This window comes from Ignavibacteriales bacterium, assembly GCA_016700155.1.
In the GTDB taxonomy this organism is placed as follows: Bacteria; Bacteroidota; Ignavibacteria; order Ignavibacteriales; family Ignavibacteriaceae.
In genome coordinates this window covers 1,848,942-1,875,004 of record CP065001.1, presented here as the reverse complement: position 1 = coordinate 1,875,004, position 26,063 = coordinate 1,848,942, and the positions used below count along the sequence as shown (strand labels likewise).

The following is a 26,063-nucleotide window of genomic DNA, read 5'->3' as shown; positions in this document are numbered from 1 at the left end:
CGGTACTACTAAATCAATCAAAGAGTTGAATATCACCGGCTGGAATTCAGAGAGAAGAAAGAATCATCACTAATAAATCAGTTTTTTTCTCCAAATCTTTTTTTGAACCACTGTTTTCAAAAACAAAATCAGCCCGTTTCTTTTTTTCATCTTCAGGTATCTGGTTTGCATCTCTTAAAAGAAAACTCTCACCTGATAATTTCCCGGAAGTTGTCGCCCGTTGCATCCTGACTTCTATGGGTGCTGTTATCAATACAATGTAATCGAACTGTTCTTCCATATCAGCTTCATAAATGAGTGCCGCTTCGGTGAAAACTAAGGAATGCTCTTTAAAGGATTCAGTGACTAATACTTTGGATTGTTTTATAACTTCGGGATGTATGATAGAGTTAAGTTTCTGAACATTAGACTCATTTGAAAAAACTATTTCTGCAAGATAGGACTTATTTAAAGATCCTTTTGTAAAACATTTTTCACCAAAAGTCCGCGTAACCTTTTGTTGAATCTGTTTGTCTTCATTTAAAATTTTCTTGGCAAGGTCATCTGCATTTATAACAGGAAAATTCCGTTCTTTAACAAATCCGGCAAATGTAGATTTACCGGATCCGATATTTCCTGTAATTCCGATCGATAATTTTTTTTTACTCATTTATAAAAAAATATTCAGACCTATTTTGCGTAACTGATTTTTCTCACTTCCCTGATAACTGTAACTTTTATCTGACCGGGATATTCCATTTCCTCTTCAATTTTTCCAGCAATGTCCCGTGATAATTTATCGGCAACTGTATCGTCGATTTTATCCTGTTCCACCACAACACGAATTTCTCTTCCAGCCTGTATAGCATAAGTCTTTGCAACACCCTCAAAGGACTTTGCTAATGTTTCAAGGTTTTCGAGTCGCTTAACATATCCTTCAAGTGGTTCCCGCCTTGCTCCGGGTCTTGCACCACTAATTGCATCCGCTGCCTGAACCAGTGGTGCGATTGGATGTTCCATTTCAATATCTTCGTGATGTGAACCAACTGCATTTACAACTATAGGATGTTCTTTAAATTTTTTGGTTAATTCATAACCAAGAAGTGCATGCGGACCTTCAACACTTTTGTCAACTGTTTTACCAACATCATGTAGTAAACCGGAACGCTTAGCTAGGTTGGTATCAAGTCCAACCTCTGCTGCCATAATTCCTGTCAGGTAAGCAACCTCAACACTATGTTGTAAAAGGTTTTGACCATAACTTGATCTGTATTTCATTCGCCCTATGTGTTTTATTAATTCAGGATGCATATTGTGCAATCCAAGTTGAAGAATAGTGTTTTCACCTTCCCGAATCATTTCTTCTTCTAGTTCCTGCCTGACTTTCTCGACAACTTCTTCAATTCTGGCTGGATGGATTCTGCCATCTGTTATTAACCGTTCAAGTGAGACTCTTGCAACTTCTCTTCTGAACTGATCGAATGAAGAAAGGATAACTGCTTCAGGTGTGTCATCTACGATAACATCAACACCGGTGGCAGCCTCAAAGGCACGAATGTTCCTTCCCTCTTTGCCTATTATCCTGCCCTTCATATCGTCATTTTGGATTTGAACGACTGAAACGGTTGTTTCAATTGAATGGTCGGCAGCAGTTCGCTGAATAGCCTGAACGATTATTTTTTGAGCATCACGTTTTGCTTCAGCTTTTGCCTGATCATGAATTTCTTTTATGGTTTGTGAAGCATCAGTCTTTGCCTGGTTAACCATATTTTCAAGCAGCATTTTTTTAGCTTCATCAGAAGTTAAACCGGAAATTTTTTCAAGTTTAAGATTCTGTTCTGATTCAATCTTTTGAATCTCGCCAGATTTTATTTCAATAGTCTTTTTTTGTTCTAATAATTCTTTTTCAAACTGCCTGTTTTCTTTTTCCTTTTTGATAACCAGGTCGAATTTTTTTTCGATATTTTCTTCACGTGTTGTAAGTTGTTTTTCAAGATGTGAGAACTTCTGTTTCTTCTGATTTATTTCACTATCAAATTCAACTTTTCTCTTATACCACTCATCTTTTACTTCAAGTAACTTTTCTCTTTTAAGGTTTGTGGCTTCTTTCTGTGCATCATCTAAAATATGTTTTGCACGTTCTTCAGCAGAAACAATACTTTTTTTTCCAACTCTTGAATTGAACATCCATCCGAGATAGAAGAATAATACCACGAGTACAAGAACCATAGGTATTAGTAGTAATGGATCCATATTTCCTCCGTGTGGAATTAGATATTATCCGCATCTGTCAGTCGCCGATTTAATAGAGAAAAACCCTATTATATCAGTGTGGGAACCTGCTAGAACGTTTTTTGCTTCCGCTGATGCTTTCGCATTCTGCCGGCAAGCCGTCAGATGGGGCCTGCAATACACGTCATAAGTCAAACTCCCATAGTTTGAAAGTTAGTTTTTCAATTATAAAGGACTGACAGTGCGGTAATTAAATTAAGATGGGTCTGACATACTGGGTTCACTGAGAAGAAGCTTAATCTTTTTCATTTTATCAGTAGCTTGAATCATAAATTCACGGTTTTTATTTTTTTCAATAAACAGATCGTATGCAATATTTAAACAGGCAATAATGGCTATAGTTTGTGCGGGCTGATCAGGAAGTTCCTCTTTGGTCTCTTCCATCACCCGGTTAACATATATGGCTAACTCTTTTGCGATCTCTTCATTTTCAACAAGCAGGGAATATTCTTTGTCAAATATTTTTATTTTCAGCTTCTTTTTATCACTCATTATGTCTTTTCCATCAAACAATCAATAATTTTAAGAACTTAAATCTGCCGTTCGGCAGAAAGGTGATAATCTATCCTTGAAATCAAGTTTTGTATTTTTTGTTTTAGGGCCTCTCTCTCCTCTAAATTTGATGTAAGTGCCGGGCTTTCTTTGGTTTCTTTCTGGAAGTTTTTTATTTCTTCTTCCAGATACTGAATTTTTTCAGTAAGATCAGTTTTGTCGCGCTTTAATTCAATGATCAAATTTTCAAGTTCCGTATTTCTTAATGAGGTGTCCTTAAATTTATTTTTAAGAACAGAGACCTGAGTCTGAATAGTGTTCAGATCATTAAGAAGAACTTCATATTTGGAAAGATCTGCCAATTATCTCCCTCTTAGTTTTGCATTGAATTTTTTTGTAATCAGGTTTATTAACGAACTGAAATCTTTCTCCACTTCTTCTTCAGTCAGTGTTTTTGAATCTGATTGATATTCAAGAGTAAATGCCAAACTTTTTTTAGCATTACCTAAACTTTCACTTTCAAATACATCAAATAACTCAACTTGTTTAAGTATTTCAGTACTGTTCTTTTTGATAAAACTTTTTATTTCTGAATACTCTATTGTAGTATCAAAAATGAATGCAAAGTCTCGCATTACTTTAGGATATTTTACAGGTTCAGAGTAAGTCCTTAACGCTGGTTTTATATTACTCAGTTCATCAAGACTAAACTCGAAACAAAAAACATCCTGTTGAATATCAAACTTTTTAAGAACTTGCCGGGATATTTTCCCGCCCATTCCAACTGACTTATCTATCAGTTTTTTTTCAAAGTAATAATCGAAAATTGTATTACCGTTAACATAATATGAATCTATTAAAACATTGTCAAGCGAAATTTTGGCAGTTATACTCTCGACTAATCCTTTAAGTGAATAGAGATCGTAATACTTTTCTGTTGAATGCCAGGTCTTCAATCTTTCTAATCCTGTGATTGCTAACAGGAGTCGCGTATCTTCAGAAAAATCAGAAAATGCGGCAAGTTCATTTTCATTAGACCTGTTAAACACGTTTCCGATTTCAAAAAAGTTTAAATTCTTTTCGCCACGATTAATATTTAGTGCTATTGTACTTAAAGCACCGGGAATTAAGCTTGTCCTTAAATATTCCATGTCAAGACTCAAGGGATTCATAATTTTTATGCCTGAGCCGGTTATAGAAGAACTACTTTCTATTTGCATAGGATTATTAATTATCTCGAATAACCCAAGTGATGTACAAATGTTTCTTAATTCATCTGTTAATTGCGCTTCATTTTCTCTGTCACCCAGACTGATTGATATCTTATGCACTGGAGGAATATTATCGTAACCATTTATCCTTGCAATCTCTTCAATAACATCCACTTCTCTCTCAACATCGGGACGAAATCCGGGAACACTGATTTTTACATAATCGTTTTGTGGTTCAATGATAGGAAACTCAAGTCCGGAAATAATTTTCAAAACTTTTTCTTTAGGTATATCAAAACCGAGTAAGCGTTTGATTCTTTCAAAACGCAATTTTATTTGTTTTGCTTGATATGGTTTAGGATGAATATCTATAACACAGTCAGCAATTTTTCCGCCAGCTATATTTGAAATTATTTGCGCGGCTCTTTCAGCAACGATAACTGTTTTCTCAGGATCTGTTCCTCTTTCAAACCTGAAAGATGCATCTGTACTTAAGCCTAATGACTTGCCGGTTTTACGAACACTTGATGGATTAAAATATGCACTTTCAATCAGAATATTTTTTGTCGATGAATTAATTTCTGAATTCTCACCACCCATTACACCGGCAATAGCAACTTCTCTTTCGCTATCACAGATCATTAACATAGATGAATTAAGTTCTCTTTTCTTACCGTCTAATGTTGTGAAAGAACTACCCTCTGCCTGTTTAACCACAATGCTTTTGCCCTTTAATAAATCGAGGTCAAATGCATGTAATGGCTGACCGTATTCATACATCACGTAATTTGTTGCATCGACGATATTATTAATTGGTCGCAAACCTATTTTGGTTATCCTGTCCTTAAGCCATTGAGGTGAATCACCAACAGTAATATCAGTGACTATTTTTGCTGAATATCTCGGACAATTGAGTGAGTCTAAGATTTGTATTGAAGTATCACCGAATTTATCAGTAATATTTTTGGAGATGTTGACGTCAGGATACTTAAGTTCTTTATTGAAGAATGCTGACAGGTCCCTTGCTATGCCGATGTGTGACAACGCATCCGGTCTGTTAGGAGTTATTCCAATCTCCATCAGAACATCGTTAAGCATTAAAGCATCAATCAGTGAAGTTCCTGGAATAATATTTTCGTCAAGAACGCGAATGCCTGAATGATCGTCACTCAGATTCAATTCAGCATCAGAGCAAATCATTCCGAATGATTCTGTTCCTCTAATCTTGGCTTTAGTGATTTTAAATTTGCCGTTTGGAATTTCTGTGCCGATAGGTGCAAAGATTATTTTTTGTCCGGTCGCAACGTTGGGTGCGCCGCATACTACCTGAAAATCATTATTGCCGTCATTGACAATACACAGGGATAACTTATCTGCGTTTGGATGTTTTTGTTTTTCTTTTACCTGACCTACAATAAACCCTTTATATAATTCATTCTGATCAACAAAGTCTTCTACTTCCAGCCCTATCATTGTAAGTGTGTGGACTATTTCAATAGTTGATAGTCCGCTGAGATCAACGTATTCCTTTAACCAGTTAAGTGATATTTTCAATTTATATTCTCCGCATCAAAACTGTTTCAGAAACCTGATATCGTTTTCGAAAAAGATTCTGATATCAGGAATTCCATATTTTAAAATCGCAGTCCTCTCAATACCCATACCGAAAGCATATCCGGTATAATTTTCAGGATCATATCCAACATTTTCAAAAACATTCGGATCAACCATTCCGCAACCAAGAATTTCTAACCAGCCTGAGTATTTGCATATTCTGCATCCGCTTCCATTACACATAAAACAAGTAATATCCATTTCAGCACTTGGTTCTGTAAAAGGAAAAAAGCTTGGACGGAACCTGTATTTTAAATCGTTCCCATAAAACTGTTTTGCAAATGAAACGAGCGTTCCCTTTAGTTCAGCGAATGTGACATCAGTGTCTACGTAAAGTCCTTCCAGCTGATGGAACATACAGTAACTTCTTGCACTAACTGCTTCATTGCGATAAACACGTCCGGGCATTATGGCTCTTACAGGCGGTTTGTGCGTCTGCATCACTCTTATTTGTACTGGTGATGTATGCGTTCTTAGCAGAAAATCTTCCGATACGAAAAAAGTATCCTGCATATCTCTCGCCGGATGATCTTCAGGAAAATTTAATGCACCGAAATTATTCCAATCAGATTCTATCTCAGGACCGATGTGAACAGAGAAACCCAACCCTTTGAATATTTCTTTCATCTCATCGAGAGTTTGAGTTAGAATATGTTTGCTTCCAATAATCTGTCCAGAATATGGAAGTGTCAGATCAGGTTTTTTTTCTGCGGATGTTACCTGCGATTCAAGTTTTTCTTTTAGTTCGTTGAACCTGGCAGTAGCTTCATTCCTGAGAACATTTAATGTTTTTCCAATTAAAGGTTTTTTATCGGCGGGTACTTCTTTTAATTTCTCGAAGAGCTCAGTTAACGCACCGTTTCTACCGAGATATTTTATTCGAAGCTGCTCGAGTTGAGCTGTGTCTTTGACTTCCTCGATGTCTTTATTGAAGGAGGATTGAACTGTTCTAATCTGTTCATCAATCATATCAGTTCCGAAAGTTTAAAATAATACCCTCAGATATTTTTATTTAAGAAATGTCTGAGGGTAAGAAAATTAGTTAGCTGAAAACTTAACTACTTCAGTGAATGCAGCAGGGTTTTCAACCGCAAGACTTGCAAGTATCTTTCTGTTTAGTGAGATACCTTTAACATCAAGAGCGTGTATCAAACGTGAATATGTGGTTCCATTCAATCTTGCTGCAGCATTGATCCTGGTAATCCACAATTGACGGAAAACTCTCTTTTTAAGTTTTCTATCCCTGTAGGCATGCACCAAACCTTTTTCAACATGATTTTTTGCAACCGTATAAACTTTACTACGCGCTCCCCAGTAACCTTTAGCAAGTTTTAATATTTTTTTTCGTCTTCTGTGCGAAGCTACTTTATTTTTAGATCTTGGCATTTTACTTATCCTCTGACATTATTGAAGCATTATATTAACTCTTTTTTCTTCCGACTTGGAAACAAGGGAAGCTTTACGAAGATTTCTTTTTCTCTTGGTGCTTTTTGAAGTAAGAATATGGCTTTTGTAAGCATTCTGTCTCTTCAACTTACCGGATTTGGTTTTCCTGAAAGTTTTGGCGGCACCTCTGTTGCTTTTCATTTTTGGCATTGTTCTATCCTACTAATTATTTTTTTTACTTTTTTGTTTTGCTGCAGGAACAAGTATAACACTCATATTTCTTCCTTCAAGCTTTGCAGGTGATTCAACTCTTGCATATTCTTCCGTACGTTCAATAAACCTGTTTAATAAATCTGTGCCTTGTTCCGTATAAGCCATCTCTCTGCCTTTAAACATAACAACAACTTTAACCTTATTTCCTTCTTCAAGAAAATTAATTGCGTGTTTGGCTTTGAAATCAAAATCATGAACATCAGTGTTTGGGTGTAACCGGATTTCTTTTAGAACCGAAACTATCTGATTCTTACGTTGTATTTTTTCTCGCTTCTGCTGTTCGTATTTGAATTTTCCATGATCAATTATTTTACAAACCGGAGGCTCCGCCTGCGGTGCTATCTCAACAAGATCCTGTCCCCTTTCTCCAGCTAATCTTAAAGCATCTCTTACAGTAAAAATGCCCAGTTGAGTTCCATCAATATCTATCAAGCGTACTTTAGACGCCTTGATTTCCTCATTAACTCTTATACTATCTTTTTGAGCGATAAAAAACCTCTCTGATGTTATTTAAATTTTATTTTTAATTTCTTCTGTAAGTTGTTTTACAAAATCAGCAATTGAAAGAGAACCGATGTCTCCCTTCTTATGCTGACGAACCGAAACTGAATTTGAATTTTGTTCCTTCTCACCGACAACTAACATGTAAGGGACTTTATTTGTTTCCCAATCCCTGATCTTGTATCCAATCTTTTCGTTTCGCCTGTCAAGTTCGACCCTGATATTATTTCTGTGCAATTCTTGGCGAACCTGCTCGGCAAAATTAATAAAATTTTGTGAAACCGGAATAACTGCTGCCTGAACCGGTGCTAACCATGCAGGGAACGCCCCGCCGAAATGTTCAATCAAAACTCCAAAAAATCTTTCAATTGAACCTAACAAAGCACGATGAACCATAAACGGTCTGTGTTCTTTTCCATCTTCACCAATGTAAGTGATGCCGAATCTTTCTGACATATTAAAATCAAACTGAACTGTACTCATCTGCCATTCACGACCCAACGCATCTTTAATTTTAATATCTATCTTTGGTCCATAGAATGCGCCGCCGCCTTCATCAACTTCGTAAGGCAACCCTTCTTTATCCAGAGCACTTTTTAGTGATGCGGTTGCTTTCTGCCAAAGTGAATCATCACCTACAGCTTTTTCAGGTTTTGTTGATACATAAAACTTTAATTGACTAAAACCGAATGTTTTCCAAACCATCATCGCGAATCGTACAACTTCAACAATCTCTGATTCAATCTGTTCATGAGTACAGAAAATGTGTGCATCATCCTGGGTAAAACCTCTAACCCGCAAGAGTCCATGAAGAACTCCGCTTTTTTCATACCTGTAAACCGTACCAAGTTCAGCCCAGCGTAATGGAAGATCGCGATAGGATCTTAGCTGGGATTTATAAATCATAATATGAAAAGGACAATTCATAGGTTTGATGAAATAGTCCTGTTCATCTACCTTCATACCTGAGTACATACTGTCTTTATAAAATCCAAGATGACCGCTTGTTTCCCACAACCAGCTTTTACCCATATGCGGGGAATAAAGTAGTTCATAGCCATTTTGAAGATGTGCTTCGCGCCAGAAGTTTTCAATCTCTAATCTTATTCTTGCACCTTTGGGATGCCAGTAGATTAAACCTGCGCCAGCTTCTTCATGAATACTGAAAAGATCAAGTTGCTTACCAAGTTTTCTATGATCTCTTTTTTTAGCTTCTTCTAAAAATAAAAGATGATCATCAAGCATTTTCTTTTTGGGGAAAGAAATTCCGTAAATCCTTTGTAACTGTTTATTGTGTTCATCTCCACGCCAATATGAGCCGGATATGTTCAGCAGTTTTACATACTTTATTTTTCCTGCTGAAGGAAGATGAGGACCGGTACAAAGATCAGTGAAGTCACCTTCATTATAGATACTGATCACTTCAGAATTTTCATCGAGTTCAGATAAAATTTCTAATTTATAGTTATCACCTTTTTTCTGAAAGAAATTAATCGCATCAGATTTGGATAATTCTTTACGGTCAAATGAATGATCCTGTTTTGAAATTTCATTCATTCTGTCTTCGATCTTACGTAGATCATCTTCTGTTAACGCTGAGTTGATATCAATATCATAATAGAATCCGGAATCAATCGCAGGGCCTACTCCGAATTTTGCTTCCGGGTAAATCGATTGAACTGCATGAGCCATTAAATGAGAAGTGGAATGCCAGTAAACTTCCTTACCTTTTTCATCATCGAAAGTAAGAAACTTAACAACTGAATTCTGATTAATTGAACAATTCAAATCTTTAACAAATCCATTTACCTCAACAGCCAAAGCCTCATCAGCAAGGCGCTGTGAGATAGATTGTGCTATCTGATAACCGGTTGTTCCCTTATTAAACTCAGAACTTTTTCCGTCTGGAAATGTAATTATTATTTTATCCATGTTTCTCTATTAAAAAGTCGGAGACGTCTACGACAAGTGTGGGCTCTAAAGGATTCGAACCTTTGACCTTCTGCACGTCAAGCAGACGCTCTAACCAACTGAGCTAAGAGCCCATTTCAATTAAAAATGTACAATTAAAAACTTCAATTGTACATTGGTTAAAGACCTGTACCGAGGGCCGGACTCGAACCGGCACGGGAATAAATTCCCACAGGATTTTAAGTCCTGTGCGTCTACCAATTCCGCCACCCCGGCAGGAATCTTTCAATTTTAGCGTGTAAATATAGATAATCGATTTTCTTTTTGCAAGAAAAAGCATTGTAATTCTTTTAGATTTGATGCGTTGTTTTCAATAATTACTTTAAGTAAATCCTGTCGAACTTAATGATTTCCTAAATGCTGTTCCTCGTTCGTTCCTTCTCAACTCTGAGAAAAGATTTTAACGTAGTTCCCAATATTGCGTTGAGTTTATTATTCGTTATTAATTTTTATTTGTCTAAATGTTATAAACCAAACATCATAAATAGTTGTTTCTGGCATTCACTTTGACTAAATGAATTGCTTTAATTTTTATTTGCCAAAAAATGACTAATGATTCATTCAACTAATTAAAGTAACTAACAGAGTCATTTTTTTAGTGCAAAATGAAGATAGTCGATAAATGATATCAAATGTTTGTTACCCGGAATTCAGAACACACAGAATAAACCTTCCCTTAGTCAGCAGAATAATTAAAAAAGATTTTTTTCGTAAAACATTTCAGAAACCAATCGTTATTTATTTTCATTTAACAATAATTTATTTGAATAATATTTTACTAAATTTATTCGCAAGTACTAACAGACGTCACTTCCAAGGAGAAAAAATTGAACTCATCAGAAAATAATAAATCAATTAATGACAGATTCAGGAACTGGAATGAACAGGTCTATCTAAGATCAATTCAAAAAGCACCTGAGAGACAAAAAGAATTTACTACAGTTTCATTTTCAAAAGTTGAACCTCTTTACATTCTACAGGAATCTACCACAGAACAGTTCATTGATAAAATTGGTTTCCCCGGCGAATACCCATTTACACGCGGTATTCAACCAACAATGTATCGCGGTAAACTCTGGACAATGAGACAATATGCAGGCTTTGGTACTGCCCGTGAATCAAATGAACGTTACCGTTATTTATTGGAACAAGGACAATCTGGACTATCAGTAGCATTTGATCTGCCCACTCAAATAGGTTATGACAGTGATGATCCAATCGCTTATGGTGAAGTAGGAAAAGTTGGAGTCGCAATTGATACTCTTGCCGATATGGAAATTTTATTTGATAAAATTCCATTGGATAAAGTATCAACCTCAATGACTATCAATGCACCTGCATCCGTCCTTCTATCTTTATATATAGCTGTTGCGGAGAAACAGGGAGTTTCAAAAGATAAAATAAGCGGAACGATACAGAACGATATTCTGAAAGAATATGTCGCAAGAGGAACATATATCTATCCCCCAAAGCCATCAATGAGATTGATCACAAATATTTTTGAGTACTGTTCAAAAGAAGCTCCAAAGTGGAATACAATTTCAATTTCAGGTTATCATATTCGTGAAGCAGGTTCTACTGCGGCTCAGGAAGTCGGATTTACTTTAGCTGATGGTATAGCTTACGTTGAAACAGCTATCAAAGCCGGATTAAATATAGATGAGTTTGCAAAACGTCTTTCATTTTTCTTTAATGCACATAATGACCTTCTGGAAGAAGTAGCAAAGTACAGGGCGGCAAGACGACTCTGGGCAAAAATTATGAAGAACAGGTTCGGTGCAAAAGATCCTCGATCAATGATGTTAAGATTCCACACTCAAACTGCAGGTTCAACATTAACAGCACAGCAGGTTGATAATAATATTGTACGTGTTACGATTCAGACACTTGCTGCAGTACTTGGGGGGACACAAAGTCTTCATACAAATTCAAGAGATGAAGCACTTGCATTACCAACTGAACAAGCTGTAATGATAGCATTGAGAACTCAACAGATAGTTGGTTATGAAAGTGGTGTCGCGAATACAATCGATCCGCTTGCCGGTTCATATTATGTCGAAGAAATGACCGACAGGATTGAACAGGAAGCCGAGAACTACATAAACAAAATCGACGCGATGGGCGGAGTAATCGAAGCTATAGAAGCAGGTTATGTTCAATCAGAAATTCAAAACGCTGCATACAAATTTGAAAAACAGCTTGAGGCAAACGAAAAAATAGTGGTCGGTGTAAACAAGTTCCAGGTTAAAGAAGAAAATCATAAAGACTTGTTAAGAATTGATATGAAGGTTCAGGAAGAACAAATAAAATTCCTTAATTCGATAAAAGCACAACGCAACAATGAAGATGTAAAATCAAAATTAGCGGAACTGAAAAATGCTGCTCAAGGTGACGCTAATTTAATGCCTTACATTCTTGAAGCAGTTAAAGTATATGCAAGTGTAGGTGAAATCTGCAATACAATGCGAAGTGTATTCGGCGAATACAAGGAACACGTTGTTGTATAATTTATAATCCGCCGCGGCGGACAATTTACAATGTATAATTTAAGTGAAATGGATTATCAATGAATATATCACACATAGAACATATCGGTATCGCTGTTAAAAATATTGATGAAGCAAAAAAATATTACGAAGAAGTTCTCGGTCTTAAATGTTATGCTGTTGAAGAGGTAGCTGATCAAAAAGTTAAGACAGCATTTTTCATGGTTGGTCAAACTAAAATTGAACTCCTGGAATCAACATCACCCGATGGACCAATTGGAAAGTTCATAGAAAAAAAAGGCGAAGGCATTCATCATCTTGCATTTGCAGTTAAAGGTTTACAAAATTCACTCGATGAAGTGAAAACAAAAAATATTCTTCTGATAGATGAAAAAGGAAGAAAGGGTGCCGAAGGTTTGAACATCGCTTTTCTGCATCCGAAATCAACATACGGAGTTTTAACTGAACTCTGCGAAAAACCAGAATAAAATTTTGAGCTAATTAAAAAATACAGGTAAATAAAATGGCAATGGAAGAAAAAATAAAAGAGTTGATGGCGCTTCGTCAGCAGGCTAAACTTGGCGGCGGTGAAAAGCGCATCGAGTCTCAACATAAAAAAGGAAAACTAACTGCAAGAGAACGATTAGAACTTCTTCTTGATGAAGGAAGTTTTGAAGAGTTCGATATGTTTGTTTGTCACCGCAGTATAGATTTCGGATTGGACAAAGAAACCTATCTCTCAGATGGAGTTGTTACCGGTTACGGAACAATAGACGGCAGATTAGTTTATGTTTTCTCACAGGACTTTACTGTTTTCGGCGGTTCATTATCAGAAATGTATGCGCAAAAAATTTGTAAGGTAATGGATAAGGCAATGAAAGTCGGCGCACCGGTTATTGGTATCAATGACAGCGGCGGTGCTCGTATCCAGGAAGGTGTAAAAAGTCTTGGCGGTTACGCTGATATATTTCAAAGAAATATTCTTGCATCAGGAGTTGTTCCGCAAATATCAGCGGTGTTCGGACCTTGTGCAGGCGGTGCGGTTTACTCCCCTGCCCTGACTGATTTTATAATCATGTCAAACAAATCAAGTTATATGTTTGTCACCGGACCAAAGGTTGTTAAGACTGTAACAGGTGAAACTGTTAATGAAGAAGAACTTGGCGGTGCAATGGTTCACGGCGCAAAATCAGGCGTAACACACTTTGTTGCAGATAGTGAAGAAGAAGGAATTTCTTTAATAAGAAAACTCCTGAGTTATCTTCCTCAGAATAATCTGGAAGACCCGCCATTGATTCCCTGCGATGATCCTATTGACAGACTCGATGATTCATTAAACACAGTGATTCCGGAAGCAACAAACAAACCTTATGATGTTAAAGATGTAATTCACGCTGTTGTTGACTACAATGAATTTTTAGAAATACAAAGACACTATGCACCTAATATCATTACTGGTTTTGCGCGGTTTAATGGAATGTCAGTTGGTATTGTTGCTAATCAACCTAACTATCTTGCTGGTGTGCTTGATATTAATTCATCAAGAAAAGCTGCACGCTTTGTAAGGTTCTGTGATGCATTCAATATTCCGATTGTAACTTTTGTTGATGTACCGGGATTCTTACCAGGTACTGCGCAAGAATACAACGGTATAATAATTCACGGTGCAAAATTATTATTCGCTTATGGTGAAGCAACAGTTCCGAAAGTAACAGTAATACTTCGTAAAGCCTACGGCGGCGCTTATGATGTTATGAGTTCGAAACATCTTCGTGGCGATATTAACTATGCCTGGCCCGGTGCTGAGATTGCAGTAATGGGACCTAAAGGTGCAATTGAAGTTCTTCATCAAAAAGAATTACAGTTAATCCCTGATCCTGAAGAAAGAATCAAATTCGTAAAAGACAGAGAAGAAGATTACCGTAAAAAATTCGCGACTCCTTATGTTGCTGCCAAATACGGTTACATTGATGATGTGATTGAGCCAAGAAATACAAGGTTCAGAGTGATTCGTGCATTGCAATCATTGGCTACCAAAAAAGATATTAATCCTCCTAAAAAACATTCCAATCTTCCATTATAGAAAGGTATAGAAATGTTGCTAGGATTATTACTTCAAATTGTTACTGACTCTTCTGCAGCGACTGTCCATAAAAATTCTGATTTGTTCAGGGAGATTGATCCTTTAGGAATTGGAATGACAGTGATCGGATATGTAGTTGTCTTTATGGCACTGTTATTACTTTATGCGGTGTTCTTTAACCTGTCAAAAGTAATGCAGTTAAACCTGAAAAGACTGTTACGCCGGGAAGGAAAATCAGAAGAAATAAAAGATGAACAGGAAATTTCAGGCGAAGTGAATGCTGCAATAGCAATGGCTATTCATCTTTACTATGCTGAGATTCATGACAAAGAAGACACGGTACTAACAATTAATAAAGTGTCAAGAACATATTCTCCGTGGAGTTCAAAAATTTACGGACTAAGACAGCATCCCAGATAAACGAGGATAAAAGAAATGAAAAATTTTAAATTTACGATACAGGGCAATAAATATGACGTTAACATTATCAATGTTGAAGATAACATTGCCGAAATTGAAGTTAACGGAGCTACTTACAAAGTTGAAGTCGATAAAGTTATCGCTCAAACTAAAACTCCTAAGCTTGTCAGATCAGTTGCGGTTCCATCAAGTGAATCCGTACCTTCACAACAAAAGACGAGTTCTCCTGCGGCTCCTAAAGGCGCGGGATTTGTAAAATCACCACTACCTGGGGTTATACTCGGTGTTCATGTACGTGAAGGTGACGCAATAAAAGTCGGCACAAAACTTATCACGCTTGAAGCGATGAAGATGGAAAACAATATCAACGCTGATAAAGATGGTGTTATAAAATCAATAAAAGTCAGACAAGGTGATTCAGTTCTTGAAGGCGATATTCTAATTGAAATCGGAGCTTGATCATGGGACAACTATTCGATTTTATGGCTCACGGTTTCGATCAATTTTTTAAGTACACCGCCTTTCCGCATTTTACTATTGGGCATATTGTGATGTTAGCTGTTGGATTGTCATTCATCTATCTGGCAATAGCAAAAGAATATGAACCATTACTACTTGTACCAATTGGTTTTGGAATATTGGTTGGAAATATTCCGTTCCTTCAAGGCGCTAATTTGCAGATAGGAATATATGAACCCGGCAGTGTAATGAGTTATTTATACTTCGGGGTTTTAAAGGGAATTTACCCGCCATTAATTTTTCTGGGTATAGGTGCAATGACAGATTTTTCTGCGTTGCTCTCAAATCCTAAGTTGTTGTTGTTAGGCGCTGCCGCACAACTTGGTATTTTTGGCGCGTATATGATAGCATTGTATCTCGGATTTCTTCCAGAACAAGCTGCTGCAATTGGTATTATTGGCGGCGCCGATGGTCCTACCGCAATTTTTCTTTCATCAAAGTTAGCGCCGGAACTTGTTGGAGCAATTGCAATTTCAGCTTACTCTTACATGGCTTTGGTTCCTGTTATTCAACCTCCTATAATGCGGTTGTTAACAAATGATAAAGAACGAAGAATAAGAATGAAACCTCCCCGTTCAGTTTCTAAAACTGAAAAAATCCTTTTCCCTATACTTGGATTATTACTCACAACTTTAATTGTTCCAAGTGCAATGCCTCTCTTAGGGATGTTATTCTTCGGAAATATTCTTAAAGAAAGCGGTGTAACAAAAAGACTGGCTGACACTGCAAAGGGTGCGTTGATAGATATCGTTACAATCCTGATTGGATTGACTGTAGGCGCATCAACACAGGCGACTACATTTCTGACAGCGAATTCGATAGGAATTTTTATACTTGGTGCGGTTTCATTTATGATTGCAACAACCGGTGGTATCGTGTTCGCCAAAGTTATGAACCTCTTTTTAAAAGAAGGAAACAAGATTAATCCCCTTATTGGAAATGCCGGAGTTTCGGCAGTTCCCGACAGCGCAAGAGTTTCGCAAGTAATAGGACTAGAATATGATAAAACCAATCATCTGCTTATGCATGCAATGGCTCCAAATGTTGCAGGCGTAATTGGCAGCGCGGTAGCTGCAGGTATTCTTTTAAGCTTCTTTATGGGTTAGTTTTCTAAAACCGTTCAACTTAATAATTCATCAAGAGTAATAATCAATGCTCTTGATGAATTCATTTTTAAATCCCATCTTCAAACAGGAAAATTTCTGTGTATCAAAAAAATCATAGTTGATGCTGTATTCTCATAAAGAGAGACGAAGTTTTCCTGAAAGTGTGAATAAAGGATTATTTATGACGGCATTTCGATTGCTGCATTAATAGTCCTCCCCCGTTTCGGGGGAAGCTATGCTAAAACTAAAATTGAGGGTAATTTATGAGCCGACTATCTATCAAGAGTCCCGGCAGTTTGCTGTACCATATCATTTTCTTTTCACTTCTTCCTATTCTTTTAGCTTCGACTTCCAAAAGTTCTGTTGGTGAGATTAACATCGAAATAAAAAACGGATTAATTTTTCAGACAGGTGCAAAGGAGCCTTACACCGGAAGATTAATAGATACTCTTAATCAAAAGCTGATTGAGTACGATGTCATTAAAGGAATAAAAGAGGGCGAATTTGTTGTTCACTTTCCCAATAAGAATGTCGAATTATACGGCAAGATTAAGAACAACAAGAACGAGGGCTTGTGGAAATATTTTTATCCTGATGGTTCAATTGAATGCCAGGGTAATTTTATGAATGATGTTGTTGAAGGCGAATGGACATGGTATTATCCAAACGGAAACATAAAGGAAACCGGATTCTTCGGCAGCGGAAAAAGACAGGGTATCTGGAAGTTCTTCAAATCGAACGGAGACTTATTACGCGAACTAACTTTTTATAATGATGAAGTAATAAATAAAGTTGAACCTTATAAAAATCAGGCTATTTAATTTATATTAGGGCTGTTTAGACAGCCCTTTTTTTTATATACTGCATAAAGAAATGATAAACGGTCGGGCAGAATTCACTTCACCTTTTTATTTTTGCTTATCACAAACTAATAATTAAATCAATGCATGCTTTAGAAGTACGAAATCTTGTTAAAACATTTGACGGCATAACTGCCGTTGATGATGTTTCTTTCAACGTTCCCGAAGGTTCGGTGTTTGGTCTGATCGGACGGAATGGTGCCGGTAAAACCACTACAATCAGGATGATGATGAAAATTTATATGCCTGATTCAGGAGATGTTCTTTTCAAAGGAAATAAAATTGAACAAAGTTTTAAAGACTCGGTTGGTTATCTGCCGGAAGAACGCGGTCTTTACAAAAAGATGAAAGTGATCGATATGCTGCTCTTTCTTGCAGAACTAAAAGGCAAAAAAGGAAAAGCTGTTACAAAATCGGCAATTGATTACTTGGAAAGATTCGATCTCGCGAACAGAAAACTTTCAAAAGTTGAGGACCTCTCAAAAGGTAATCAGCAGAAAGTACAGTTCATTGGTACTATACTTCACGATCCGGAATTTTTAATCTTCGATGAACCGTTTTCCGGGCTCGATCCTATCAATACAAATCTGTTGAAGCAGATAATACTTGAGATGAAACAAAAAGGAAAAGTAATAATCTTTTCAACCCATCTTATGGAATTTGCCGAAAAGATGTGCGACTCAGTGGCAATGATAGACAAAGGGAAAATAATTCTGAACGGAAAGCTGACTGATATTAAACAAAAATTTGCCAGCAGAAATATCAGCCTGGACTACAGCGGCGATATTTCATTTCTCAAAAGTCATCCTTTAATTGAACACATTGAAGACTTTGGTAATACCACAGGTATAAGACTGAAAAATGAAAATACCGATCAGGAACTTTTAAAACTTCTTGTATCAAATAATATTACAGTGAAAAAATTCAACGTTGATGAAATTTCACTTCACGAAATATTTATTTCACTTGCGGGAAAGGAGGTTTCAAATGTTGAATAACAGAACTGCTGCCATTATAAAACGTGAACTAAAGATGAAACTTTTCAACAAGTCTTTCATTCTTATGACACTTCTGGTTCCATTATTTATGATTGGTATTTTTTCAATCCAGTATTTTATTCAATCATTTGACAGTGAAAGTAAATCAACTCTTGCAATCTATTCTGATTCGGAAATACTAAATCAGAAATTGCAGGATGAGATAAACTTACTTGAAGATGTGAATTCCGGAATGATCTCCGTGAGTTATAAATTAACTGATAACAAAACCTTCAAATCAGAATTGGATAATTCAAAACAGGACCTCCTGAATGAGAAACTTACAGGGATAATTTTTATTTCGGAGAAAGCTCTTAACTCAAAAGAAGCTGAGTATTATTCAACTAATCCCAACAACAATACCCTGTTCAATAAACTAAGACCGGCGATTAATAAAGCGCTGGTTGAAATTTATTTTTCTGATCAGAAACTTACCCAGGATCAGATCTCTTTTGCAAGAAAGGATGTTGACATAAAAGGATTTCGTGTTACAAAAGATGAAAAGGTCGAAGCAGAAGGATTTGGAAACAGGATAGCTTCATTCCTTTTTTCTTTTCTTCTTTATATGGCTCTCATCTTTTCGGGAACGATGACAATGAGTTCAGTGGTTGAAGAAAAAAGCAATAAAATTGTTGAAGTTATTTTATCATCAGCAAGCAGCACAGAACTTATGGCTGGAAAAATTCTCGGAACTGTAATAGTTGAAGTTATTCAGATGGCAATTTGGTTAACGCCCATTTTGCTATTGATATCAACAAGCTGGTTTTTAATTCCTACCGAGTTCATGCCTCAAATGGATGTTGTTTTTCTGCTTTACTTCCTGCTTAATTATGCGATTGCGTTAGTTACATTCGTAGCTTTGTTTGCTACTGTGGGTGCAATATTTGATAATCCACAGGATGCACAATCCGGTATGTGGCCATTGCTTATGCTGATAATGATTCCATTCTTCATTGCGATAGGTTTACAATCCAACCCGCAAAATTCGGTTGGGGAAATTGCTTCGATGTTTCCTTTTGCATCATTGATGGTTATGCCGACAAGAATGATCCTTATTGATGTTCCAATGGTTCAAATAATCATTTCATTTGTAGTTAATATTGCAACACTTATCCTCATCTTTCCATTTGCCGGTAAAATATATCGTGTTGGTATTCTGCTCACAGGTAAAAAACCCAAATGGTCTGAAGTATTTAAATGGATAAGATTGAAAAACTAATCCACAGTTAAAAAAATATTAATGATATAAATCCGCGGCAGTTGTCGCGGATTTTTTTTGTCAAATCAGAATATTATTTTCAAAACAGAAAATGAACTTCAATGAATGATGAATGACTTTCTCAATAACATAAAACTAAACCAGACTCCTCTACAAAGAATTGAAGATGATATTCCTGACAGGTTTGGTGTAAATCTTTTCATTAAAAGAATTGACTTAATCCATCCATATATATCGGGCAACAAGTGGTTTAAATTAAAATATAATCTCATCGAAGCACTTAATAAAAATATCGGAACGTTGCTCTCATTTGGAGGAGCTTACTCAAATCATATACACGCGCTTGCCGCTGCCGGAAAAGAATTAGGCTTTAAGACAATCGGAGTTATTCGCGGTGAAGAACATCTGCCACTGAATCCCACATTATCATTCGCTAAAGAATGCGGAATGTTGTTTCATTACCTGGATCGTTCATCATACAGGAATAAATATTCAGAAAATATTATTAGTGAACTTCAAAAATTGTATGGTGAGTTTTATCTTATCCCCGAAGGCGGTTCAAATGAACTTGCTGTAAAAGGCTGTGAAGAAATAATGTCGGATGTAGAAATACCTTATAACTATGTTTGTTGTGCCTGCGGTACAGCGGGTACTATTTCTGGTATTATTTCAGGGAGTGTGCCGGATACAAGAATTCTCGGCATCTCAGTTCTTAAAGGTGCAGAGTTTCTTAATCGCAATGTAAAATCCTTTCTGAAGAATAAATTGTTAAATAACTGGGAAATAAATCTCGACTATCATTTTGGCGGTTATGCAAAATTTAATTCATCTCTCATAAATTTTATTGAACGCTTCTATGAACAGCATAATATTCAATTAGACCCCATCTATACAGGGAAACTTTTATTTGGTATTTATGACCTTATATCCAAAAATTATTTTCAGAAGGGTTCAACTATTATAGCTATTCATTCTGGCGGATTACAGGGGCTGGCTGGAATGCAATCAAAAATAAGATGGTTAAAACAGTTTGCGTAAACTTATGTGAGTACACAGAATATGAGCAAAAAACTTTCCTCAAAATTATATATCGGTACCTGCAGTTGGAAGTATGATTCATGGAAAGGTCTTGTATATCCTGAACAGGATAAATTTAATTTTCTTGAAGAGTACGCAAAACATTTTAACAGTGTTGAAATAGACCAGTGGTTCTGGTCTTTAAATAGTGCTGATAAGATTTCTTTACCAAAAGAAAAAGATGTTGAAAGTTATGCCGCCTCCGTGCCGGATGATTTTAAATTTTCGATTAAAGTGCCGAACAGCATAACATTAACACATTTTTACAAGAAGAATAAAACTGAACCGCTAAAATCAAATCCGCATTTCCTCAATCCGGATTTATTCAGTCAATTCTTGAATACACTATCTCCGATGAAAAATAAACTTGGTCCGTTAATGTTCCAGTTTGAATATCTCAATAAGGAAAAGATGAACAGTCAGCACGAGTTTATGGACAGGTTTGAAAAGTTTCTGGAGGATACAGATAGAAATTATATGTATGCGATTGAAATACGTAATCCTAATTATCTCAATAAAAACTTTTTTGAATTTCTTAACAGGAATAATATCTCTATGGTTTTTCTGCACGGCTATTATATGCCGCCTGTTTGGGAAACTTTCCAGGCATTTCAGACTCATTTAAAAAACACAGTTATATTCAGGCTGCATGGTCCTGACCGTTCCGGGATAGAAGAGAAAACCGGAGGTGACTGGAGCAAAATTGTTGAGCCGCGTGATGATGAGATTTTGAAGATAGTAAAAATGATACAGTTACTACTTAGTCTTGAAATTGATATTTATGCCAATGTGAACAATCATTTCGAGGGCAGTGCACCCTTAACGATTCAAAAAATAAGAGATGTTTTAGACAAGTAAGTGATACGATTCAAATAAAAACACAATTTTATTGGTTATACTTTTCTCAAACTTTCTTTTATCTTCCTGTTAAAAATCAGAAATATGAAATCCGAAAAAATATTATTCTACTTTATACTTAAAATCACGCTGATAGTTTTAATCCTGTACGGACTTGTCAGATTGTTTTCCATCCTGTAAAAAATTAAAGTTTTTGAAATAAATTTCGATTATCAATTATTAAGGGGATGATATGAATTGGTATTCGATAAGATTTACTCATAACCAGGTCAGGCACGGAAAAGACCGCAGTTTTATTCAGGAATTCAAAGTACTTTGTGATCAGCTTAAAAAACCTGATGGACTTTCGTTGTTTAAAGATAACCACAGGCTGAATCACTACCAGTTTTACTTTCTAAGAACACCTGAAAATTTTCCTTTTGACGCAGAAAAGCTGTTCGCTCATAACGCTGAAGTTTACCGTACATTTCCACCGGCAGTTATGATGCTGGAACCAATCGAGGGTGATTATTGAGTATCTAAATTACACTTCCATTTATTTTTCTCTCTATAGTATTTTCATACAAGTATAAGTACTCTTCCGTCTGGTTCAGTTAAAATTTATGATGTGCTCTGAAATGAAGTTGTTACACCAGTGAATGGAATAAAATCTGGAGGTGAACATACTGTAATTTTTAACGCATCTGAATTAACAAGCGGAATCTATATATGTAAAATGAATGCAGACAGCCTCCCTGACGGCACCGCCGGTTATTCATATTTAATAAAGATGTTATTTATAAAATGAAAATTTAATACTGAATTGATTTAAATAATTAATTGATTTAAGTTACGCCCGGTAACTGATTGACTGCAGCGATCAAAAAAAGTTACCTGGAAAACCCCCGCCCTGGATGCTTCTGCCCGGCATTCGGGGCATCCATTTTTTAAAGCATATCTCTTTTTGCTCCATTTCTTTTCAGCATTTTTGATTAATGCAATTGAAGGAAAGACGCTCAATAATTTTTATTTTTTTTCGATAGTTTAGTCCTGACTATTATTAATTAGTTAGAGTTATCTACTAAACCCGGATCATTCCCGTGTCCGGGTTTTCCTACACTCAATAAAATCTATAATTTTTCGATAATAGCTTACGATTAAAGATTCACTAACACTAATCATACTCACTTAGTCGAAGATATTGGGAGAATGGGGAAAATTAAAGACCCGGTTTGTAGAGAGCCGGGTTTTTTAGTACCAGGAGGATTATTTTAGTCAGCGAGGGATAAACATAAAATAACTTTACTGTCTCAATTCTGATTACAAAATAAATTTTGAAGTATTTTGGATTTTAATACAGGTATTATTACCTTTTAATCGATTGGGGAACAATCACACGTAAAAATTGGAGAGATATTTTCTGACTGATGATTGTAATTGATTTATTATACAACCTATCTACTTTAATTGCACTAAGCGCACTTTCCGGATTTATTAACCTCAGATTCAACAGAGAAGAACTAAAGGGAAAAGTATTACAGGGATTGTTATTCGGAATAACTGCTATTATTGGAATGATGAATCCTTATGTATTTTCTGAAGGAATTATTTTTGACGGCAGATCAATAATAATAAGTTTGTGTGCGCTATTCTTTGGACCACTACCAGGAATTCTCGCCTCAATAATTGCATTAGTTTACAGATTATCACTTGGCGGCGGCGGAATGATGATGGGATCATTTGTAATACTAAGCTCATTTCTTATTGGAATTTTCTTTTACAACAGGAAGAAATCACTTGCAGCAAAAAAATATCCAATTTTGAGGATATATATTTTTGGATTAATTGTTCACGCATTTATGCTTTTATTCATACTACTCTTACCTTCAAAAAGCATACTGAACGCATATCAGTTAATCACAGTCTCAGTCATTGGAGTATACCCTATCGTCACTGTAGTAATCGGGAAAATATTATTGGATCATGAAGAAAATCAGAAATTCATAAAACAGATTAAAGATAATGAAAGATTATTCAGAACAACACTCTACAGCATTGGTGACGGTGTTATAATTACAGACATTGACCGGAAAATTCTGAATATGAACCGTGTGGCGGAAGATCTTACAGGCTGGAAAGAGGAAGATGCCAGAGATAAAATATTAAAAGACGTTTTTAGAATTTTTAATGAGGACACAGGAGAAATAATAGAAAATCCTGGTGAACGAATTTTGCAGATTGGTCAGGTTGCAGGATTTGCAGACAGAACGATATTACATTGTAAAGACGGAACGAAAAAACCTATATCTGAAAGTGGTTCAACAATAATAAATGATGACGGAAGTATTGCGGGAGTAGTAGTAGTTTTTAGTGATAAAACCGATGAGAGGATAAGGGAAACAAGGCTTGCAGAAAGTGAAGAAAAATACAGAACACTTATTGAGAATCAAAGTGATCTGGTAGTTGAAGTAGACAATCAGGGATTATTTGAATTTGTCAGTCCAAGCTACTGTGTCCTTTTCGGTAAGAGACCCGAAGAATTAATCGGTAAATCATTTATTCCATTAGTGCATGAGGATGACAGAGAAGTTACCCAAAATGCAATGAAAAAATTATACCTGCCGCCTTATACCTGTTATGTTGAACAAAGAGCAATGACTACAAAAGGATGGAGATGGATTGCATGGAATGATAATGGGATACTGGATAAATACGGTAAAGTAAAATCAATTATCGGAGTTGGACGTGATATCAACGACAGAAAAAATGCAGAAATAGCATTGCAGCAAAGTGAAGAAAGATACAAGAGCTTATTCGATTCATCACCGGTTGGTGTATTACTTGAGGATGAAAAAGGTATTATTATAAGTGTGAATGATGCGTTTTGCAAAATAACCGGGTATGAAAAAAGTGAATTAATCGGAAACAATATCAGACTTCTTTCAACACCGGATAAGTATGGATTGATCGAACAAAACATTCAACAACTTCTTAGTGGATCTATACTTGATCATGATGTTGAGACCACCAGGAAGGACGGAACAATAATCATTGTTCATCTGAATGAAACTACAATAATACTGCCTGATGGAAGAAAAGGAATACTATCAATTTCAGAAGACGTGACTGAGAAAAAATTTTCTGAGATGGAGTTAAAAAAACTATCAAGTGCGGTTGAGCAAAGTCCTGTTACAATTGTGATGACGGACCTAAAAGGAGATATAGATTATATAAACCCCAACTTTACAAAAAGTACAGGCTACACGTCGGAAGAGGTTCTTGGTAAGAATCCAAGAATACTTAACTCAGGAGAACAAAGCGGGACTAACTACAAAGAATTATGGGATACGATACTTTCAGGCAAAGTGTGGCAGGGAGAGTTCCTGAACAAAAAGAAAAACGGTGAACTTTTCTGGGAATCAGCAACGATATCACCACTGATTAATAAGAATGGAGTGATTACAAACTTTATTGCAGTCAAAGAGGATATCACAGAGAGAAAACAACTGACGGAAGAACTGATACTCGCAAAAGAAAAAGCGGAAGAAATGAACAGGATTAAATCATACTTCTATGCGAATATGAGCCACGAGTTACGTACACCATTTGTCGGTATACTTGGTTATTCTGAAATGCTTTCTGAAATACTGACAGACCGCGAACAAAAAGAAATGGCTAACCTGATTTTATCTTCATCAAAAAGATTGACTGAAACTTTAAATAAAATTCTCGACGTAACTAAACTGGAATTTGATAAAATAAAAACCGAAGCGACTAATTTTAATTTGTATGAACTGATAGTTCAACTGAAAACACTTTTTCAGTCGACAGCCGACCAGAAAGGTAATTCAATAGACATTGTATTTAACCTTGATAACAGAAAATTTTTAAGCGATGAAAAACTATTAAGAGAAATTCTGATTAACCTGTTAAGTAACGCTATAAAGTATACAGAGAATGGACGAATAAAAATACTGGTTGAACCTGATGAGAAAAGCCCCGATGAATCGATATGGATAAAAATAAGTGATACAGGTGTCGGGATTCCAAAAGAAAAACAGAATCTTATCTGGGAAGAATTCAGACAGGTTAGCGAAGGTATTAACAGATCGTTTGAAGGCACCGGGCTTGGATTGACAATTACAAAAAAATACACCGAATTAATCGGTGGAGAGATAAACCTGCAAAGTGAACCAGGTAAAGGCTCCACATTCAGTATAAAATTACCAATACTCAAAATTATGGATAACATTAAAGAGACAAGTTCTGGTCAGTCAGGGAACTTAATTATCAAAGGAACCCGGGATAAATCAAGCGTAAGAATCTTATATGTGGAGGATGATCACATCTCACAGGAGTTTGTAAGATTGGTTTTAACCAGAGACAAACACAATCTCGAAATTGTAAGTACTGGAAAATTAGCGCTGGAAAAATTAAGTAGTTATAACTATGACTTATTATTGATTGATATCAATCTTGGAATAGATATGGATGGAGTAGAATTAGCGAATAAAATCAGAAACGAACTTGGACTAAAAAACGTTCCTATTATTGCCATTACTGCATACGCCACTGAATCAGACAGGCTTGAATTCTTATCTAAAGGATTTACACATTATCTAAGCAAACCTTATACAATAAATGAACTGCGTGAGGTAATCAATAAGGCATTGGAGTCCTGATAAACAGCAAGAAAAATC

Annotated in this window: 23 protein-coding genes and 2 tRNA genes; 13 read left to right on the top strand and 12 right to left on the bottom strand. The window is 36.0% G+C overall.

Annotation, left to right across the window (positions count from 1 at the left end; all coding sequences use genetic code 11):
• Window positions 1-46: 46 nt before the first annotated feature.
• From IPM56_07715 to IPM56_07660, 12 genes are all read right to left on the bottom strand, one after another.
• Window positions 47-649, bottom strand: a complete 603-nt coding sequence (locus tag IPM56_07715) for a dephospho-CoA kinase (protein ID QQS37820.1) — start codon at window positions 647-649, stop codon at window positions 47-49.
• A 20-nt stretch (window positions 650-669) separates the two neighbouring features.
• On the bottom strand, window positions 670-2,232 hold the full coding sequence (rny, locus tag IPM56_07710) for a ribonuclease Y (protein ID QQS37819.1): 1,563 nt from the start codon (window positions 2,230-2,232) through the stop codon (window positions 670-672).
• A 234-nt stretch (window positions 2,233-2,466) separates the two neighbouring features.
• A complete protein-coding gene (locus IPM56_07705; protein ID QQS38252.1) occupies window positions 2,467-2,763 on the bottom strand; it encodes a cell division protein ZapA in 297 nt (98 codons plus the stop codon).
• A 38-nt stretch (window positions 2,764-2,801) separates the two neighbouring features.
• The gene (locus tag IPM56_07700; protein ID QQS37818.1) at window positions 2,802-3,125 is read right to left on the bottom strand and encodes a hypothetical protein; all 324 of its coding nucleotides are present in this window, start codon (window positions 3,123-3,125) and stop codon (window positions 2,802-2,804) included.
• Complete coding sequence (locus IPM56_07695) at window positions 3,126-5,528, bottom strand: phenylalanine--tRNA ligase subunit beta (protein ID QQS37817.1); 2,403 nt, start codon at window positions 5,526-5,528, stop codon at window positions 3,126-3,128.
• Between the two features lie 15 nt (window positions 5,529-5,543).
• Window positions 5,544-6,557 (bottom strand): phenylalanine--tRNA ligase subunit alpha, encoded by a 1,014-nt coding sequence (gene pheS, locus IPM56_07690; protein QQS37816.1) that lies wholly within the window; start codon window positions 6,555-6,557, stop codon window positions 5,544-5,546.
• A gap of 69 nt (window positions 6,558-6,626) precedes the next feature.
• Window positions 6,627-6,974, bottom strand: coding sequence for a 50S ribosomal protein L20 (gene rplT / locus IPM56_07685; protein ID QQS37815.1), 348 nt, complete (start codon window positions 6,972-6,974; stop codon window positions 6,627-6,629).
• An 18-nt stretch (window positions 6,975-6,992) separates the two neighbouring features.
• Window positions 6,993-7,184, bottom strand: coding sequence for a 50S ribosomal protein L35 (gene rpmI, locus IPM56_07680; protein ID QQS37814.1), 192 nt, complete (start codon window positions 7,182-7,184; stop codon window positions 6,993-6,995).
• A gap of 12 nt (window positions 7,185-7,196) precedes the next feature.
• Complete coding sequence (locus IPM56_07675) at window positions 7,197-7,718, bottom strand: translation initiation factor IF-3 (GenBank protein ID QQS38251.1); 522 nt, start codon at window positions 7,716-7,718, stop codon at window positions 7,197-7,199.
• Window positions 7,719-7,757: 39 nt separating this feature from the next.
• The gene (gene thrS, locus IPM56_07670) at window positions 7,758-9,680 is read right to left on the bottom strand and encodes a threonine--tRNA ligase (protein QQS37813.1); all 1,923 of its coding nucleotides are present in this window, start codon (window positions 9,678-9,680) and stop codon (window positions 7,758-7,760) included.
• Between the two features lie 39 nt (window positions 9,681-9,719).
• A tRNA-Val gene (locus IPM56_07665) sits at window positions 9,720-9,793 on the bottom strand.
• A gap of 56 nt (window positions 9,794-9,849) precedes the next feature.
• Window positions 9,850-9,935 (bottom strand) — tRNA-Leu (locus IPM56_07660).
• 611 nt (window positions 9,936-10,546) lie between these two features.
• On the opposite strand from IPM56_07660, the gene IPM56_07655 reads away from it, so the two are divergent.
• The 13 genes from IPM56_07655 (at window position 10,547) to IPM56_07595 (ending at window position 26,045) form a co-directional block, all read left to right on the top strand.
• Entirely contained in the window at window positions 10,547-12,226 is a 1,680-nt protein-coding gene (locus tag IPM56_07655; GenBank protein QQS37812.1) for a methylmalonyl-CoA mutase family protein, read from the top strand.
• A 59-nt stretch (window positions 12,227-12,285) separates the two neighbouring features.
• Window positions 12,286-12,693 (top strand): methylmalonyl-CoA epimerase, encoded by a 408-nt coding sequence (gene mce / locus IPM56_07650; protein ID QQS37811.1) that lies wholly within the window; start codon window positions 12,286-12,288, stop codon window positions 12,691-12,693.
• A 35-nt stretch (window positions 12,694-12,728) separates the two neighbouring features.
• On the top strand, window positions 12,729-14,288 hold the full coding sequence (locus tag IPM56_07645; GenBank protein QQS37810.1) for an acyl-CoA carboxylase subunit beta: 1,560 nt from the start codon (window positions 12,729-12,731) through the stop codon (window positions 14,286-14,288).
• A 12-nt stretch (window positions 14,289-14,300) separates the two neighbouring features.
• Window positions 14,301-14,708: an OadG family protein gene (locus tag IPM56_07640; protein ID QQS37809.1), complete on the top strand. Its 408-nt coding sequence runs from the start codon at window positions 14,301-14,303 to the stop codon at window positions 14,706-14,708.
• Between the two features lie 15 nt (window positions 14,709-14,723).
• Window positions 14,724-15,167, top strand: a complete 444-nt coding sequence (locus tag IPM56_07635) for a biotin/lipoyl-binding protein (GenBank protein QQS37808.1) — start codon at window positions 14,724-14,726, stop codon at window positions 15,165-15,167.
• Window positions 15,168-15,169: 2 nt separating this feature from the next.
• On the top strand, window positions 15,170-16,333 hold the full coding sequence (locus IPM56_07630; protein QQS37807.1) for a sodium ion-translocating decarboxylase subunit beta: 1,164 nt from the start codon (window positions 15,170-15,172) through the stop codon (window positions 16,331-16,333).
• 263 nt (window positions 16,334-16,596) lie between these two features.
• Window positions 16,597-17,154 carry a hypothetical protein gene (locus IPM56_07625; protein ID QQS37806.1) on the top strand — a complete coding sequence of 186 codons (558 nt, stop codon included), beginning with the start codon at window positions 16,597-16,599 and terminating at the stop codon, window positions 17,152-17,154.
• 122 nt (window positions 17,155-17,276) lie between these two features.
• Window positions 17,277-18,191, top strand: a complete 915-nt coding sequence (locus IPM56_07620; GenBank protein QQS37805.1) for an ATP-binding cassette domain-containing protein — start codon at window positions 17,277-17,279, stop codon at window positions 18,189-18,191.
• Window positions 18,181-19,449, top strand: a complete 1,269-nt coding sequence (locus IPM56_07615) for an ABC transporter permease (protein QQS37804.1) — start codon at window positions 18,181-18,183, stop codon at window positions 19,447-19,449. Before IPM56_07620 ends, IPM56_07615 begins: the two co-directional genes overlap by 11 nt.
• A 108-nt stretch (window positions 19,450-19,557) precedes the next feature.
• Window positions 19,558-20,487 (top strand): 1-aminocyclopropane-1-carboxylate deaminase/D-cysteine desulfhydrase, encoded by a 930-nt coding sequence (locus IPM56_07610; GenBank protein QQS38250.1) that lies wholly within the window; start codon window positions 19,558-19,560, stop codon window positions 20,485-20,487.
• Window positions 20,488-20,508: 21 nt separating this feature from the next.
• Complete coding sequence (locus tag IPM56_07605; GenBank protein QQS37803.1) at window positions 20,509-21,384, top strand: DUF72 domain-containing protein; 876 nt, start codon at window positions 20,509-20,511, stop codon at window positions 21,382-21,384.
• Between the two features lie 232 nt (window positions 21,385-21,616).
• A complete protein-coding gene (locus IPM56_07600) occupies window positions 21,617-21,898 on the top strand; it encodes a hypothetical protein (protein QQS37802.1) in 282 nt (93 codons plus the stop codon).
• 892 nt (window positions 21,899-22,790) lie between these two features.
• Window positions 22,791-26,045, top strand: a complete 3,255-nt coding sequence (locus IPM56_07595) for a PAS domain S-box protein (protein QQS37801.1) — start codon at window positions 22,791-22,793, stop codon at window positions 26,043-26,045.
• Window positions 26,046-26,063 lie beyond the last annotated feature (18 nt).

Bases quoted from the DNA above. Each gene is read 5' to 3' on its own strand.
- IPM56_07620 (QQS37805.1), top strand. From the start codon at position 17,277: ATGCATGCTTTAGAAGTACGAAATCTTGTTAAAACATTTGACGGCATA.
- rplT (QQS37815.1), bottom strand. From the start codon at position 6,974: ATGCCAAGATCTAAAAATAAAGTAGCTTCGCACAGAAGACGAAAAAAA.
- IPM56_07635 (QQS37808.1), top strand. From the start codon at position 14,724: ATGAAAAATTTTAAATTTACGATACAGGGCAATAAATATGACGTTAAC.
- IPM56_07630 (QQS37807.1), top strand. From the start codon at position 15,170: ATGGGACAACTATTCGATTTTATGGCTCACGGTTTCGATCAATTTTTT.
- pheS (QQS37816.1), bottom strand. From the start codon at position 6,557: ATGATTGATGAACAGATTAGAACAGTTCAATCCTCCTTCAATAAAGAC.
- thrS (QQS37813.1), bottom strand. From the start codon at position 9,680: ATGGATAAAATAATAATTACATTTCCAGACGGAAAAAGTTCTGAGTTT.
- mce (QQS37811.1), top strand. From the start codon at position 12,286: ATGAATATATCACACATAGAACATATCGGTATCGCTGTTAAAAATATT.
- IPM56_07625 (QQS37806.1), top strand. From the start codon at position 16,597: ATGAGCCGACTATCTATCAAGAGTCCCGGCAGTTTGCTGTACCATATC.
- rny (QQS37819.1), bottom strand. From the start codon at position 2,232: ATGGATCCATTACTACTAATACCTATGGTTCTTGTACTCGTGGTATTA.
- rpmI (QQS37814.1), bottom strand. From the start codon at position 7,184: ATGCCAAAAATGAAAAGCAACAGAGGTGCCGCCAAAACTTTCAGGAAA.
- IPM56_07605 (QQS37803.1), top strand. From the start codon at position 20,509: ATGAGCAAAAAACTTTCCTCAAAATTATATATCGGTACCTGCAGTTGG.
- IPM56_07595 (QQS37801.1), top strand. From the start codon at position 22,791: ATGATTGTAATTGATTTATTATACAACCTATCTACTTTAATTGCACTA.
- IPM56_07645 (QQS37810.1), top strand. From the start codon at position 12,729: ATGGCAATGGAAGAAAAAATAAAAGAGTTGATGGCGCTTCGTCAGCAG.
- IPM56_07640 (QQS37809.1), top strand. From the start codon at position 14,301: ATGTTGCTAGGATTATTACTTCAAATTGTTACTGACTCTTCTGCAGCG.
- IPM56_07705 (QQS38252.1), bottom strand. From the start codon at position 2,763: ATGAGTGATAAAAAGAAGCTGAAAATAAAAATATTTGACAAAGAATAT.
- IPM56_07610 (QQS38250.1), top strand. From the start codon at position 19,558: ATGAATGACTTTCTCAATAACATAAAACTAAACCAGACTCCTCTACAA.
- IPM56_07715 (QQS37820.1), bottom strand. From the start codon at position 649: ATGAGTAAAAAAAAATTATCGATCGGAATTACAGGAAATATCGGATCC.
- IPM56_07600 (QQS37802.1), top strand. From the start codon at position 21,617: ATGAATTGGTATTCGATAAGATTTACTCATAACCAGGTCAGGCACGGA.
- IPM56_07615 (QQS37804.1), top strand. From the start codon at position 18,181: ATGTTGAATAACAGAACTGCTGCCATTATAAAACGTGAACTAAAGATG.